Origin of the sequence: Corynebacterium cystitidis (assembly GCF_900187295.1) — a bacterium.
Lineage (GTDB): Bacteria > Actinomycetota > Actinomycetes > Mycobacteriales > Mycobacteriaceae > Corynebacterium > Corynebacterium cystitidis.
Map to the genome: position 1 here is coordinate 1,904,701 of NZ_LT906473.1, position 15,358 is coordinate 1,920,058.

11 protein-coding genes and 1 pseudogene are annotated in these 15,358 nt (G+C 54.5%); 8 read left to right on the forward strand and 4 right to left on the reverse strand.

Annotation, left to right across the window (positions count from 1 at the left end; all coding sequences use genetic code 11):
- Positions 1–221: 221 nt before the first annotated feature.
- The 3 genes from CKV99_RS08955 (at position 222) to CKV99_RS08970 (ending at position 2,796) form a co-directional block, all read left to right on the forward strand.
- The gene (locus CKV99_RS08955) at positions 222–539 is read left to right on the forward strand and encodes a helix-turn-helix domain-containing protein (protein ID WP_092256001.1); all 318 of its coding nucleotides are present in this window, start codon (positions 222–224) and stop codon (positions 537–539) included.
- Positions 540–811: 272 nt separating this feature from the next.
- The gene (locus CKV99_RS08965; RefSeq protein WP_143063393.1) at positions 812–2,044 is read left to right on the forward strand and encodes a Mu transposase domain-containing protein; all 1,233 of its coding nucleotides are present in this window, start codon (positions 812–814) and stop codon (positions 2,042–2,044) included.
- A gap of 2 nt (positions 2,045–2,046) precedes the next feature.
- Positions 2,047–2,796, forward strand: a complete 750-nt coding sequence (locus CKV99_RS08970) for an ATP-binding protein (protein ID WP_197697181.1) — start codon at positions 2,047–2,049, stop codon at positions 2,794–2,796.
- Positions 2,797–3,605: 809 nt separating this feature from the next.
- Here CKV99_RS08970 and CKV99_RS08975 read toward each other — a convergent pair.
- From CKV99_RS08975 to gabT, 3 genes and pseudogenes are all read right to left on the reverse strand, one after another.
- On the reverse strand, positions 3,606–4,829 hold the full coding sequence (locus CKV99_RS08975) for an aromatic amino acid transport family protein (RefSeq protein ID WP_092256007.1): 1,224 nt from the start codon (positions 4,827–4,829) through the stop codon (positions 3,606–3,608).
- A 36-nt stretch (positions 4,830–4,865) separates the two neighbouring features.
- Positions 4,866–6,332, reverse strand: a complete 1,467-nt coding sequence (locus tag CKV99_RS08980; RefSeq protein ID WP_092256010.1) for an NAD-dependent succinate-semialdehyde dehydrogenase — start codon at positions 6,330–6,332, stop codon at positions 4,866–4,868.
- A gap of 21 nt (positions 6,333–6,353) precedes the next feature.
- Positions 6,354–7,687: pseudogene (gene gabT / locus CKV99_RS08985) on the reverse strand (4-aminobutyrate--2-oxoglutarate transaminase).
- A 118-nt stretch (positions 7,688–7,805) separates the two neighbouring features.
- Here gabT and CKV99_RS08990 point away from each other — a divergent pair.
- Entirely contained in the window at positions 7,806–9,206 is a 1,401-nt protein-coding gene (locus CKV99_RS08990; RefSeq protein WP_169872624.1) for a PucR family transcriptional regulator, read from the forward strand.
- Here the strand turns inward: CKV99_RS08990 and CKV99_RS08995 are convergent.
- On the reverse strand, positions 9,203–9,871 hold the full coding sequence (locus CKV99_RS08995; protein WP_177178080.1) for a TetR/AcrR family transcriptional regulator: 669 nt from the start codon (positions 9,869–9,871) through the stop codon (positions 9,203–9,205). The two genes, CKV99_RS08990 and CKV99_RS08995, sit on opposite strands and share 4 nt — an antisense overlap.
- 138 nt (positions 9,872–10,009) lie before the next feature.
- On the opposite strand from CKV99_RS08995, the gene CKV99_RS09000 reads away from it, so the two are divergent.
- From CKV99_RS09000 to CKV99_RS09015, 4 genes are read left to right on the forward strand one after another with little or no spacing between them, the layout of a single operon-like run.
- The gene (locus CKV99_RS09000; RefSeq protein ID WP_092256017.1) at positions 10,010–11,473 is read left to right on the forward strand and encodes a flavin monoamine oxidase family protein; all 1,464 of its coding nucleotides are present in this window, start codon (positions 10,010–10,012) and stop codon (positions 11,471–11,473) included.
- Positions 11,474–11,484: 11 nt separating this feature from the next.
- Positions 11,485–12,417, forward strand: a complete 933-nt coding sequence (locus CKV99_RS09005; protein ID WP_231910001.1) for a universal stress protein — start codon at positions 11,485–11,487, stop codon at positions 12,415–12,417.
- On the forward strand, positions 12,410–13,945 hold the full coding sequence (locus CKV99_RS09010) for an APC family permease (protein WP_092256020.1): 1,536 nt from the start codon (positions 12,410–12,412) through the stop codon (positions 13,943–13,945). Before CKV99_RS09005 ends, CKV99_RS09010 begins: the two co-directional genes overlap by 8 nt.
- Positions 13,942–15,321, forward strand: coding sequence for an NAD-dependent succinate-semialdehyde dehydrogenase (locus CKV99_RS09015; RefSeq protein ID WP_092256023.1), 1,380 nt, complete (start codon positions 13,942–13,944; stop codon positions 15,319–15,321). Before CKV99_RS09010 ends, CKV99_RS09015 begins: the two co-directional genes overlap by 4 nt.
- The last annotated feature ends 37 nt before the right edge of the window (positions 15,322–15,358 follow it).

A 15,358-nucleotide genomic window follows, 5' to 3' on the forward strand; every position in this document is an offset into this window, starting at 1 on the left:
ACCAGACCTTACTGCACGGCGAATATCCCACCACCCATCACGGCAAAACTTAGCGCGATTAACACCGCACGAGCGCCTGTTCCGAACGGGGTTTTGAAGTGGTGTGGTGGGGTTCGTGAAGTGTGTTGGTGGGGTTTGTGAAGCGGGGTGTGGGGGTAGGTGTCAGTCTTTCTAGTACCGCATGACAATTCGGTTGTGCGGGTACTAGAAAGGAGTCAACGATGGTTGACTATCGTTTGGTGATGCGTCTTGTTGTTGAGGGCAAGTCGTATCGTTTTATTTCTGCCTCAACGGGGGTTGCTTCGGCAACGGTATCGAAGGCGTCAAAGGCTGTACGTGAACTGGGGATCACGACGGTTGATCAGCTTGGTCAGGTCAGTGATGAGCAGATTGCGGGGGTTGTTGGTGATGGCCGGAAATCGGTGTCGGATCAGTATGTGCCGATTGATCTTGATCAGGTGCTTGCTCAGCGTACGGGACGTAAAAAGACGGCGTTGAATGTGCTGTGGGCCAGGTATACCGATCAGCCGTTGGCTTAAGGGGTTGAAGTTTTATTCCTATGAGCGTTTCCGCCAGATCGTTGCTGGGGAAGTCGGTGCGCGAGGTCTTACAGCGAGGGTGATTCATTCGCCTGGGGTCAGTATGCAGGTTGATTGGGCTGGCACGAAGATGGTGCTGGTTGATCCGATCGTTGGTAAACACCAGAAAGTCAGTGTATTTGTGGCGTGTTTACCCTACTCGGGGATGATCTTTGCCACAGCGTGTGTCAATCAGCGGCAAGAGAACTGGCATGAGGCTCACCGGCTAGCGTTTGAGTATTTCGGAGGGGTTACTGAAGTCGTGGTTTGCTGATAACGTGGCCACAGCCACCACGGTGATTGCTGGTTCTTCAGGAAAACGTCAGATCAACACCTCCTATGAGGATTTCCTGGCTCATTATGGCACAGCTGCTTATGCCACCGCCCCGGTATCACCGAAGCATAAAGCCAGTGTCGAAGCAGCAGTCAAGGTCGTGACCAACTGGGTCATCGGGGCACTGGCTGATCGGCAGTTCACACTGTTGGATGATCTCAATGCCGCGATCCTTACCCAGGTTGATGCGGTCAATAATCGGGTGCCGTTTCGTGATCAACAGGTCTGTCGCACAGAGATCTTTGAGGCTGAAGAACAACAGTTTCTTACCCCCTTGCCTGCCGAGCCGTATGTTCCTGTGCAGTGGCGTAAATCAAAAGTAGCCCCGAACTGGCATATCACGGTTGCTACCTGTCATTACTCAGTACCGTATACCTTGATCGGGTCAACGGTTGATGTCCGTATCCGCGGTCAAGAACTAGCTGTGATGGTCGATGGTGAGGTTGTTGCCTGCCACCAGGTCCAACACAAACGCGGGGTGTATTCCACTGACGCTGACCGGCATGGCCCTCCAGGACTAGAAATCCCAGGCAACCTCTGGACAAAAGACTACTTTCTGGCCCAAGCCAGAAGAGTTGGGCCGAATACCCGTAACGCGATCGAAGCGTTATTTGCTGCCACAGTCATCACCGCCCAGGCGTACCAGCCAGCACGCAACATTCTGGGGCTGGGTAAAGGAGATAACAAACCGATCCTGGAAGAAGCCTGCCGCAGACTGACCGCCGGCACATCAGCACGAGCAGTCTCCTACAACGCAGTCAAAACAATGATGGCCGCAATCCGTGCCGAGCAAGACCAACGCCGCACCACCCGACCATCATCACCACCTGACCCGCGTGGTGATCAACAACCCCCAACACACCCGCGCCGCAGCGGACTGATCGGTGGCAGTGAGCAATTCCGCTTGAACAAACTGACCAGTCAGCCCACAAACAACCAAGACAGTCTCACTGAACCGGCCGATGCTGATCATCCACACACCACAGCACAAGACAATCAGGGTACAGACAGTAAAAGCCCAGATACTCAATCCCCAAGCCTTGATACCACAGACCGTGATGCCACAGACTCTGATGTCACAGACTCTGATGTCACAAAAGACTCCGACGATGAAAAGAAAGCAGGACACTAACCATGAGTGATACACCAACTCATATCGATCACACCTGGCTACCAACCTTTACCAAGCTACGCATGACAGCCTTCGGTGAAGCAGTCATCGAGATCGCTAACGATCCTGCCTTTGACGACTGGACGTTTAGCAAAAAGATTGCCTACGCCATCGATAAAGAGGTTGCGGCCCGGCAGGAACGCAAAATCGCCAAACTACTCAAGCAGTCACAGTCGCCAAACCCCGCTGCCTGCGTAGAAGAAATCACCTACCACCCAGACCGCAGCCTCAACCGTGAGTCAATAACACGACTAGCCTCATGTCAATGGATCACCAACACCACCAACGTCGTGATCTTAGGTAAATCCTCAGTCGGTAAAACCTACCTCGCCCTCGCCCTGCTCAATGCGGTATGCCGCAAAGAACACACCGCACTGTTCTACCGCACCGACGATCTAGCAGCACACCTAGCAGTCCTAGAACACACCGACCCGAAACGCCTAGAACTGACCGATAAACTCACAGCCACCGACCTTCTGGTGCTTGATGATTTTCTGACCACACCCATATCAAAAGACACCGCCAACGCCTTGTTTAACATCATCGCAGCCAGAGAACACAAAGGATCAACCCTGATCACATCCCAGTTCACACCCGAACACTGGTATGAATCCATCCCCGACAAAGTCGTCGCCGAATCACTGATGAACCGAATAATCGGCAACGCTGAAATCATCAACCTCGACGGGCCAAACATGCGCATACCACAGTAAGGCCCACCCCCGCCACCGCAGTGACAACTACCCCCACATCACAACCGTCACTGCGGTGCTTCACAACCATCACCACACCACTTCAAAACCCCCGTTCCTAACAAGCGCCCCCAACGAATGAGTTTTGCTCACCATCACTGCTCAATAGGGACTGGCCTTTCACTCAGTGAGAATACTTCTTCGAGGGAGCACGTAGAGGGCGAGTTATCTTCGATCAATTTCTCCTTCACCGCCGCGACACCGGAAGGTTCGACCTCAGCTGCAACCTTCTCGTATTGCGCCTCGGATACCTCGCGAGGGATTGGGGCGTGAATACCTGCGTCAACGTAGTTTGGTCGTCGATACGCCCTATCTCACCTCGTGGGTGCCGATACCGGGGGTACTTGTGCGCATTCTGCGCAACCTGGCGGCCGGGGTACGCCACACCCGAGATGGATGAACGTAGTTAGAAGTACCCTACCTGCCGGCGATAGTACCCTCGTGCCGGTATACACCACGTGCGACGATCCCTTCTGATTACGCATGAGCATTGCTCGATTCATAATCATCGGCCATGCGCGACATTTTCATCGCGTCTGCAGCGAACCCGAACCTGCCACGGTCGGTTCTGTTAAAGCATCAGGATGGTGTGTCATGAGTAGCGGCTGAGCTCACGTAGAAGCTAACCCCCATATAAAATACTATGAATACAATAAACTAATTTTTTACTTGGTAAATACGGAAACGCAGCCGGAGGCCCAAAACTCTTATAACTCCCCTGTTTCTGTTTTCCAATCATCACGCATTTCCAATTATCGTACTGACCTCGTTTAGAGTTCGAATCCTAGAACTGAGAGAACTGAGAAAACAAAGGCACAGGAGTACACCACGACGATCAAAACCTGGATGACTGAGCTTGCCTGCCAAGTCGCTTGCCATTCAGGTTGACGATCACCCCTTTTACGCGCAACCCTCAACAAAAAGACAGGGACAATCGACACGATCGCACCCGCGAAGCCGCCTGCGTATGTTAAGGCATCAACAAAGCTATTGAGGCCTGCAAAGAAAATCAGCAAAGGGATCAAACCCGTACAGGACACCGCAACGACCCGCTGCCATCCAAACTCTGGCCAGTGGAAGATGTCCAGGATATTGCGCATCGTCGTAAACCCGATAGCAATAAACGACGTTAGGATGGCGAACAGTGCGAAGACATTAGCAAGGTAGTAGGCAACTGGCCCTAGTTCATTTCCCCACGCAATGGTAATGACCTCCGTCACCTCGATACCCAAAAGCCCAAGTGCAGCGAATGGAACCAAGGCCAGTATGAATCCAGTGAGGCACATCCCCACGACGATTGCTTTAGGTATCGCTCGAGGATTGTCTTGGCGCAATCCCCTGGCCAGCTCTGGAACTACATACTGAGCGAGGAAGGTGAACACCGCTAGGTTCATTATGGGAATTAGATAGGCGGGATTGAACACTAGCAAATTATTAATTTTGATTCCTGGCCCAAAGAATGTCCACCCGCATAGGATTCCGATGATGAGAGCCATGCCGATAGTGATAGCACTCTCAGCAGCACCGGTCGCTTGCAGCCCCATCCACATAATGGTGCACCCTACAGCGAAAAAGATCAGAGTACCGATTGTTGGTGGTATCTGGAATAGACTATCCAACAAATTGCCGGAGCCCGATGCGTAAGCAATCAAGGCTCCAAACCCGTTCACAATTATCGCGACAAAAACCAGCCATCTACCTAATTCACCGAGGTATTTTTCCGCTAGACCCGAGAGTTGAAACGGTTCTTCTGTGCGGAGCGCTACTTCTGCCACATAAAGCATCGAGAATGACGTAAGCGATCCGGCAATGATTAGGGCTAAACATAACGTAAGGAAACCGCCATCTTTCGATGCATACGGAATGCTCAGAATTCCAGCACCAATATTAGTACCGAAGATAATTGCCACACCCTGCAGCAAGGTAATTCGGTGGTCCTTGTGCTCTTGATTAGCGTTCACATTCCGCGTAGCACGAGATATTTCTGTATTCATCGTTGAAGTCCTTTTTTCATCATGGCACTGAGTCCTTTACTGCCAGGCGATGTATTTGGTGTCCAAATATTCTTCGATGCCTTCGATTCCGCCCTCACGTCCGAAGCCGGAGGCCTTAATTCCGCCAAAGGGCGCTGCTGGATCGGATATTGCGCCACGGTTTATACCCACCATTCCGGCGTTCAACTCTGCAGCCAGACGTTGTGCTGTGTGAATGTTGTCCGAGTAACCGTAAGCAGCCAGGCCGAATGGGGTGTCATTGGCAAGGCGGATGGCCTCGTCCAGATCACTAAACGAAGTCACAGTAGCAATGGGCCCGAAGATCTCCTCTTGGACAATCCGAGCGTCAGCGGGCACATTCGTCAGTACAGTCGCTGGGTAGAAGTATCCTGGGGTATCGGGGATCTTGCCACCGCACTTCACGGTAGCGCCTTGAGACACAGCCTCGTCGACAAGCTCAGCAATGCGATCACGCTGCTTCGCCGTAATGATGGGGCCGAGGGTGGTGCCTTCCTCAAGTCCGTGCCCAGTGATGAATCCTTTCATTGCGGTAGTCAGTCGCTGTTCAAATGCCTTGGCAATATCTTCATGAACTAGGAATCGGTTTGCCGCGATACACGCCTCCCCGCCGTTACGCATCTTCGCAGCCTTCGCACCCTCAATTACTAGGTCGAGGTCCGCATCAGCAGCAATGACGAACGGCGCGTTTCCTCCGAGCTCCATAGAGGTCCGCTGCAAGTGCCGTGCGGACTGCTTCACCAATATGGAGCCCACCGGTGTCGAACCGGTAAACGTGACCTTGCGGAGTCGTGCGTCTGCCATGAGTTCGCCGGACAGGCCTGAGGCGTCAGTCGTTGGAATGATCGAGAAAACGCCGTCAGGGGCATCATGCTTTTGCAAGACTTCAGAGATCACATCACCGAGCAAAAGCAAGGTGAGCGGGGTTTCTGCGGCTGGCTTTACAATGATCGGACAGCCAGCCGCTAGCGCAGGTGCAATCTTGCGTGTTGCCATCGCCAGCGGAAAGTTCCACGGTGTGATGGCCAAAACGGGTCCAACAGACTGGTAGGTGGTGTGAATGTGGCCGTTTCCTTTAGGTGCCTGGCTGAAACGTCCATTGATACGCACAGCCTCTTCTGCGAACCAGCGGAAGTACTCGTTACCGTAAGCCACCTCGCCCCGAGCTTCTGCGATTGGCTTGCCCATTTCCAAAGTTATTGTGCGCGCAAAGTCCTCTTCTCGCTCACGTACAGCGATAAAGATGTCGTAGAGAATCTCGGACCTTGTGCGAGTAGCAAAAGCAGCCCACTCTGGCCACGCCTTGTCTGCAAGGGCTAAGGCAGCCATCCAGTCATCAGAAGTGGCATCAGCGACATCGATAAGCTTGCGCTCGGTGGCGGGATCTAGCACCTCGAATACTGCGTTACCTGTGGCGGGATGCCCGCTGTATCCAACACGAACGTTGGTGGTAATCGTTGGCAGGGTGGTGTCAACAGTAGTCATAACGCTCCTACTCTCTGTTTTCTAGGCTGCAGATTCATTGCGAATGGCGGTTGCGAGGACATTCAAGCCATCACGAAGCAGGTCCTCCCCGATAACCAGCGATGGCAGCAAACGGATGACGTTGCTGTCCATACCACAAGTAAGGATGAGCACGCCCTCCTTCTTGCATGCTGCTGCGATACGTCCAGTGAGATCAGCGTTGGGGGCACCCTGAACGTCGACAAGCTCAAGGGCGATCATGGCTCCGCGGCCACGAACCTCCGCAACGGTGTCCAGCTCATCGACAAGAGGTTCCAATACCTCGCGAATGATGCCTTCGATCTCGAGTGCGCGTCCTGCAAGGTCATGGTTTTCCATCTCGCTGATCGCTGCCAGCGCAGCAGCACATGCAACGGGATTGCCTCCGTAGGTGCCACCCAGACCACCTACGACGGGGGCGTCCATGATCTCTATACGTCCGGTGACCGCAGACAACGGCATGCCGCCGGCGATACCTTTCGCGGTGGTCACCAAGTCTGGGATAATGCCTTCGGCGTCGGACGCAAACCAGGAACCGGTGCGGCAGAACCCGGCCTGGATTTCGTCGGCAACGAACACCACCCCATTGTCGGTGCACCACTGCGAAAGCGCAGAAAGGAACCCTTCAGCTGGGATGATGAACCCACCCTCGCCCTGGATTGGCTCAATGACCACACACGCCAGATTCTCGGCACCGACCTCAGCTTCAATCTGCTTGATAGCACGTGCCGCAGCTTGCGCCCCAGACAAACCATCACGCAGAGGGTAGGACATCGGAGCACGGTAAATATCGCCGGCGAACGGGCCAAAGCCCGTCTTGTACGGCTTATTCTTCGCTGTCATCGCCATGGTCAGGTTGGTGCGTCCGTGGTAGGCGTAATCGAAAACGACGACAGCGTTGCGTCCAGTATGCGCGCGGGCAATCTTCACTGCGTTCTCCACTGCTTCCGCTCCAGAATTCAGTAGCACCGATTTCTTCTCGTGGTCGCCTGGGGTGAGCTGGTTCAACTTCTCCGCAACCTCTACGTATGACTCATATGGGGAACCATGAAGCTGGTGTGAGTGAAGTGGCGTGCAGCCTCCGCTACTGCTTCGGCAACCACCGGGTTGGACGCTCCCACCGAGGTCACTGCGATGCCGGAGGCAAAATCAACCCACGAGTTTCCGTCAGCATCGACAAGTACGCCACCGTCGGCATCAACAACGAACCCTGGCAGGCCCGGCTGCAGCGCTCGGGCAACAGCTGCTTCACGACGACTGGTTAGCTTCTCACTGTTCGGCCCCGGCGCAGCGGCAATCTTGCGGGTCTGGTCAAGGCGGTAGTTGAGGTCCTTCATGGGTAGCTCCTTCTCATCAAACAATCAAATGTGATTGGCCTCATGCTAGGGATACTTACTTGTGCCACAACATAGTCAGGCTGTCTAATTTTTCTTCCCGATGTCATACACTCAGTACATGCCTCCGGTCATTGACACACTTCTTCCCTTCGAGTGGCTTTTCGCTCAAAGCGCCCTTGAACTGCGCAGCGTGGTGCACACGACCGCCGGTTTCACCGCTATTCACCCCACCGAGATGATGGACCCAAGCCCCTACATCCTTCCTGGTTCTATCGTGCTCACCACAGGCATCACATGGACCGGAAGCCCCACTACCATTGAGGACTACGTTCACCGGCTTCATAATGCTGGAACTATCGGCATCGGGTTTGGCACCGAGGTAGCTGTTGACAAGGTCCCTGCCACGCTCATATCCTCGTGCCGCGCACTAGGCCTTGGTCTCTTTGAGGTCCCACTGCACGTTCCCTTCGTCTCCATTCAGTCCACAGCCTTTGACGAGCGGGAACGTCGGCGTAATCGCTCACGCACCCGGCTTAATAAGCTCCACTCAACGCTGGCCGCCGAAGCAGCATCGTCCGGCCTTCCCGGACTTGTGGCAGAAGCCTCCTCTCACCTGAATTGTTCGATTGCTGTAGCGGATCCCTCTGGAGACATCGTGGCTATGGAAGATCCGCACGGCCTCCACCAGACGCTTGCCGACGCGCTGCTCCCCAACACATCTTTCGCTAAGGTCTCATTACATCTGGCAACAATTACGACACGCACCGCCGTTGGCAATGTGGTCGCTGCCGCCGCGCCAAGCAGCTTTTCCACCTTCGACCGCGCAGTGCTCACTTATGCCGCTGAACTGTGCGATGTTCTCTCTTACAAGACTGACAGCACTGACGGCAATCTAGCCGTGGCTAATGTGATAGCACCCGACCTCGCCCTTCCACTAGCGCTCCGCGAGCTGGAGTCCTTTCTGAACAGTGCACATGTTCGAGTGTGCGGAATCGAAGCTACAAGCCCAGTGGCATTGGAGGAGTCGCTCGCCAAGATGCCCTATCCTACGTTGCGCGCCTCTGACACAGAAGCACTTGTTTTGACACCGCCGGACGCAGAAGTTGTACCGCAACGCCAGGTCAGAGCCGCTATCAGCCGATCCTGCCCCCTCTCAGACATCACGCCGTCACTCGCCGAATTCATCTTGGACGTTGCACGTTCTGCGCGCGCCGGAAGCGTCATTTCGCCCCAGGAAACGGCCGACTCATGGGTAACGGGCACGTCATTCCGAGACCTGCTCACTTCACACGTCAACGCCCAGGTAACCCAGCTCGACGAAGCCGGATTGGCAACCCACCTTGTCTCCTTCCTCCGACACGACGGAAATATTGCTGCGGCCGCCGACGAGTTAAACATTCACAGACACACTATGCGCTCCCGATTAACTGCTATCAACACCGTGCTAGGCTCGGACATTCGTGACCCTATCGTTAAATCTCAATGGACAGTTGCAATGACTGCCCTCGGCCGGCTTTAACCCGCAGACATTACTCCGAGCAGGGCTTCGAGGCCCCGAAGGAACGGCTCTTCAGCATAGGGGTTGACCACCCCTTCAACGTGTTCAGTTGCCGAGGCAAAGCTAGCAACTGCCCTTTTGAGTGGATCATCGTCGGCACGATCGGGAACAGCGAAGATGTCGGCCGGAGCGTTAACATCCAGGGCAGACCCAAAGATGAACGATTCTAGGGCAATCAGGAATGGAATCGCACGGCGCTGATCAAGTCCGCCACAAAGCAGCACTGCCACAACCATGCTGTATTGCTCTGCAGTCGCCGGAGATTGAGCAATGGGCATCGTGGCGATGTGGGGAAGAATCGGCGCGTGATGGGCCAAAACATCGCGGTAGGAGCGAGCCCATTGCGACATTGCTTCGGTAGCTGTGATCTCGTCGGCAAGTGCCCGTCGCAGTGGCTCGACGTCGATTTCTGACATCACCAGATCCTGGACCAGAGCATAGAGGTCCGTTTTACCGCCCACATGGTTATAGAGCGCGCTTGGCGATACCCCAATTTTTTCTGCCAGCCGTGACATTGTGAGGGCTTCGTAGCCCTGAGACGACACAATATCTAGCGCTACCTGCGCAATATTTTCCCTTTCCACAACTTTTTTGGTCGGCCTGCCACGCCCTCTTTTAGATATCACTTTTCTCCATCCTCTAGCTAACGCCACAATCGAACTGTAATGTGTCGGGTAACACAAAATGAATTGCATTCATTTTGTAGAGTTATCGCACGTTACCCCCTCCCACTTCACCAGAAAATAGTCGAAAGGGTTAAAGACATGACACAAGAAAGCATTACGACGCTTGACCGCGATGTTGTCGTCGTAGGCGCCGGCCCCTCTGGACTCATGACCGCGCGCACTCTCAAGAAAAGGGGCCTTAGCGTTGCGGTCCTCGAAGCTCGCGATCGTGTGGGGGGCCGCACCTGGAATGGCAACGTCGTCGACGAAGCTGGAAACAAGCACTTTATCGAGATCGGTGGCCAATGGATCTCCCCCGATCAAACCCGCCTCATCGACCTCATTGATGAACTTGGTCTTGAGACTTTTTCGCGCTACCGCGACGGCAAGAGCGTATACGTAGACCCTTCCGGTGAGCGCCACGAGTACGAGGGCGATGTTTTCCCCACCAATGATCAGACCGTCGCGGAAATGGATCAGTTGATCGAAAAGCTGGACAACCTTGCCGCAGAGATTGACCCTCAACACCCGTGGGACCACCCGCAGGCTGCAGAGTTGGATCGCGTCTCTTTCAGATCATGGCTTGAGGATCTGTCCGACAACACCGAAGCGATCGATAACGTTTCCATTTATGTGGCCTCCGGAATGCTGACCAAGCCTGCGCATACGTTCTCAGCATTGCAGGCGGGCCTCATGGCTGCGTCGGCAGGATCGTTTTCTAACCTGGTCGATGAAGACTTCATCTTAGACAAGCGTGTTGTAGGAGGAATGCAATCAGTCTCCTTAATCATGGCCGACGAGCTAGGAGACGATGTGATCCTCTCCTCGCCGGTTCGTTCCATCCAATGGGCTTCACCTGATCAGTCCACAGCAGACGTAACCAACAACATCCCTGCGGATGTCCGCAACGGAGTCCTACACAATGGTGCACCTGGCACCGTCACCGTATCCTCGGATGCGGCGGTAGTCAACGCTTCGTTCGCCGTTCTTGCGGTACCACCGAACTTGTATTCTCGGATTAGTTTCAGCCCGCCGCTGCCTCGCGAGCAACACGTTGCACACCAACACATCTCCATGGGCCTTGTGATCAAGGTCCATGCTGTGTATGACAGTCCGTTCTGGAGGGAGGACGGCCTGTCCGGCACCGGCTTTGGTGGTGGCCGCCTGGTCCAGGAGGTCTACGACAACACCAACCATGAAGACTCCTACGGCACCCTAGTTGGCTTCATTTCTGATATCTACGCAGAGGAAATGTGGGCGTTGCCAACCGAGGAGCGCAAGCAGCGCATACTCCAGGCGATGGCGATCTACCTTGGGCCGAAGACACTAGAACCAATCGCCTTCTATCTGTCTGATATGGCGGCTGAAGAATGGACACGTGGTGCTTATGCAACCAGCTACGATCTCGGCGGGCTATCGCGCTGGGGCCACCTGCAAAATGAACCCACCGGCCCGATCTACTACTCGTGTTCAGATATCGCCGGTCACGGCTACCAACATGTGGACGGCGCAGTCCGCATGGGAGAAATCGTAGCCAACCAAATAGCTAACCAAGTCGGCTGAGGGAACCGATCATGACATTGGACGATAACGGTTTCATGACATGGCCTGCCTCAGGCAAACTTCTTGTTGGCTATACTGCCACCGACGTAGGCGAGGACGCGCTTCGATTAGGCATCGCGTTAGCCCGCGGGAGAGACGTTTCCCTTGAGATTGTCATGATTATACCCGAGGACAACGTCTTCGGAGGTGTCTACCCACACCAACGAGGTTACGGCTCAATCCTTGAACGACAGTTGGCCACTTGGCTGGATGAGGCTGCCCAGATGGTTCCACCGGATATTCACGCGACTACCCGCCTCTACCCTGGCGATTCCGAGGAAAATGGCCTCCTATCCTCTGCTGACGAGTTGGACTGTGACCTCATCATCATCGGCGGTCGACGTGGAAGCATCTTCCCTCGATTCGAGATGGGTTCTTGCGCCAACGCACTGTTGCACTCAGCCAATAGGCCAGTCGTTTTGGCCCCGAAGAACTATTCGGATGAAGGCCCAATCGCCCGGATGACGAGTTTCTTTGGGCCACAACCCGGTGCGAACAACCTCGTGCGCCACTCCGTCGATCGAGCTTCTCGGCGTGGCATCCCGCTGCGTCTGATTTCCTTGTATGTTGACTCAGAATCCCGCACCAAGCAACGCCCGGAAACGGTAGAAAGAGCACTCAAGGAGTTCGCGGGGCCGGTCAGTACTACTCTTGCCATGGACATGATTCGGCGTGGTGAGGCCACCGCCGTTGCCGCCACCGGCAAAACTGTGGAGGACGCCATCTCAGGTATCGAGTGGCATGAAAACGACATCGCGGTGGTTGGGTCTTCCCGCCTTGCAGTGAAAGGTCGACTATTCATCGGCAGCACCACGACCAAAATCTTGCGCCACATCCCGGTTCCTTTGGTCGTCATCCCTAGCGGATACGTCCGCACTTACGAAAAAGGTGATCCTGATGGATAACGGAGTCACCCCCACACAATCGAGGAAAGGTCTCGCAACAAATCGCGTTGGACTCTTTGGCGCAGTAGTCATCGGCATCAGCTGCATAGCACCGACTTATACGCTGACATCGGGGCTAGGCCCGACCATCTCCGCAGTCGGAACATACGTTCCCGCAGTACTCCTTCTGGGATTCATCCCGATGCTCCTAGTCGCGTTTGCCTACCGTGAGCTCAACAACAGAATTCCTGACTCCGGTACCTCTTTTACGTGGGCTACACAGGCCTTCGGACCATGGGTCGGATGGATGGGTGGCTGGGGCCTGATAGTGGCCACCATCCTTGTTATGTCTAACCTTGCTGCAGTAGCGGTAGATTTCTTCTTCCTGACTATTGGGCAGCTAACAGAACGCCCTGAAATCGCAGACCTGACCAATAATCTCACGGTGAACATCCCAGTGACGCTCATCTTCATTGCGGTCGCTGCCTGGGTGTCCTATAGAGGTTTGGAAACAACGGAGAAACTCCAGTACATTCTCGTTGCGATCCAAATTGTGGCGATCGTTGCCTTTGACATTGCGGCCCTCCGGCAGGCATACAATGGGCACGGCTTTGACTTTGAGCCGATTCAAGTTAATTGGTTCAATCCGCTCAGTATTGGTAGCCCTACGTTGATCGCTGCGGGAATCTCCCTGTCTATCTTCATGTTTTGGGGGTGGGATGTCACACTCACGATGAACGAGGAGACAAAAGATCCCGGAAAGACTCCCGGCAGAGCAGCCACCCTGACAGTTCTTATCATCATCGTTCTCTATATTTTTACAGCGCTGGCAGTTCTATCATGGGCGGGAACAGGTGATACCGGTTTGGGTGCGAGCAACTCGGACAATCAAGAATCAATCTTCGCGGCCTTGTCCTATCCAGTAATGGGTAAAGCATCCATCTTGATCTACTTAGCGGTGCTAGCCAGCTCCTTCGCTTCACTACAGTCAACGATGGTCGGACCTGCCCGTACCTTACTAGCAATGGGACACTACCGGGCGCTTCCTCCGATGTTCTCGAAGATTAGTCCGCAGTTTAAAACACCATCGACCGCAACATTCGTCTCCGCGATCGCGGCCGGCGCTTTTTACACAGTAACCCGCCTGCTCTCGGAGAATGCCCTGTGGGACACGATTGCCACCCTCGGTTTGATGATCTGTTTCTACTACGGCATCACAGCCGTGGCCTGCATTTGGTTCTTCCGCAAGGAACTCTTCAGCAGTGCACACAACATCGTCTACAAGTTTATGTTCCCGGCCCTCGGCGGCGGATTCCTGCTTTTAATGTTTGTCATCACCGCCATTGACTCTATGAATCCCGAGTACGGCTCAGGAACTTCACTCTTTGGGGTCGGGACAGTGTTCGTTCTTGGGCTCGGCATTCTCGGCATCGGCGTCATCCTCATGCTTTTCACCCGCTTACGGCATCCAGCGTTCTTCCGCGGCGAAACACTACGCCGCGAAGAGTCCACAACATTCACTTCTAAAGAAAAGGAACTCTACTCATGAGCAACCAATACCGCATTCAAAATCCAGTTACCAACGAGATCGTTGCATCCTATGACAGCGCCACTGATGCAGAGATTCAGTCAGCTATTGACGCAGCCACTCGCGCCTACACGTCCTGGTCCTCTTTTCCAATGGAGAAGCGCAGCGCGATCATGCACAAAGTAGCAGCACTGTTTGATAAGCGCAAGGAAGAGTTGGCCGGCATCGCCGCTGAGGAAATGGGCAAGCCTTTATCCGAAGGGGTCGAAGAGGTGGAGTTCGCGGCACAAATCATTGACTACTACGCCACTAACGGTCCTGAGTTTTCCAGTGAGCAGACCATCCCTACTAGCGACGGGGCCATCGCAAAACTGCGCCGTTTACCCATCGGTCCCCTTCTCGGTGTCATGCCGTGGAACTTTCCCTACTATCAGATCGCCCGTTTTGTTGGCCCGAACTTGGTGCTTGGCAATACTGTACTACTCAAGGATGCCGAGATTTGCCCCCGTTCTGCCCTTGCTGTCCAGGAAATTATGGACCACGCCGGTGTTCCCGCAGGAGTGTACACCAATATCTTCGCCAACCACGACCAGGTGGCTACCATCATCGCCGATCCTCGTGTCCAGGGTGTCTCACTAACTGGATCGGAGCGCGCCGGAGCTATCATCGGTGCTCTCGCTGGTCAGCACTTGAAGAAGTCTGTTCTTGAGCTTGGTGGCTCGGACCCTTATATCGTTCTGGACTCCGATAATGTCGCCGATGCCGCTAAGACTGCGTTTCAGACGCGTATGTACAACACCGGCCAAGCGTGCAACTCTAACAAACGTCTGATCATCATGGATGATATCTACGACGCGTTCATAGAACAGCTGATTAACTTGGCAGGCGAGATGAAACCGGGCACCCCTGCGGAGGCAGACGGCCTAACCACCTACTCTCCACTTTCCTCCAGGGAGGCGGCTGAGAATCTGCGCCAGCAACTGGACCGTGCTGAGTCCGCGGGCGCGACCATTCATGTAGGTGGTGAATTAGCTGATAGCGGCGCCTACCTCTCCCCAGCCGTGGTTACCGGCATTCCGCAAGGCTCCGATGTCTATTATAAGGAGTTTTTCGGCCCAGTCATCGTGGCATACAAGGTGAGCTCCGACAAGGAGGCTATCGAGTTGGCCAACGATAGCCAGTTCGGCCTCGGTGGTGCGGTGTTCTCCAGTGACGAGGACCGTGCCCGCGCTGTTGCGGAGAGGCTCCATGTGGGGATGACCAACGTTAATACACCCGCCGGCGAGGGTGCTGGACTGCCGTTTGGCGGTGTGAAGCGCTCAGGTTTCGGCCGTGAGTTAGGCCCATTGGGGATGGATGAGTTTGTTAACAAGCAGCTCTACTACATTCAGCGCTAGTTTCCAGCTACGGAGTCTATAACAAGAAGCTGTTAAC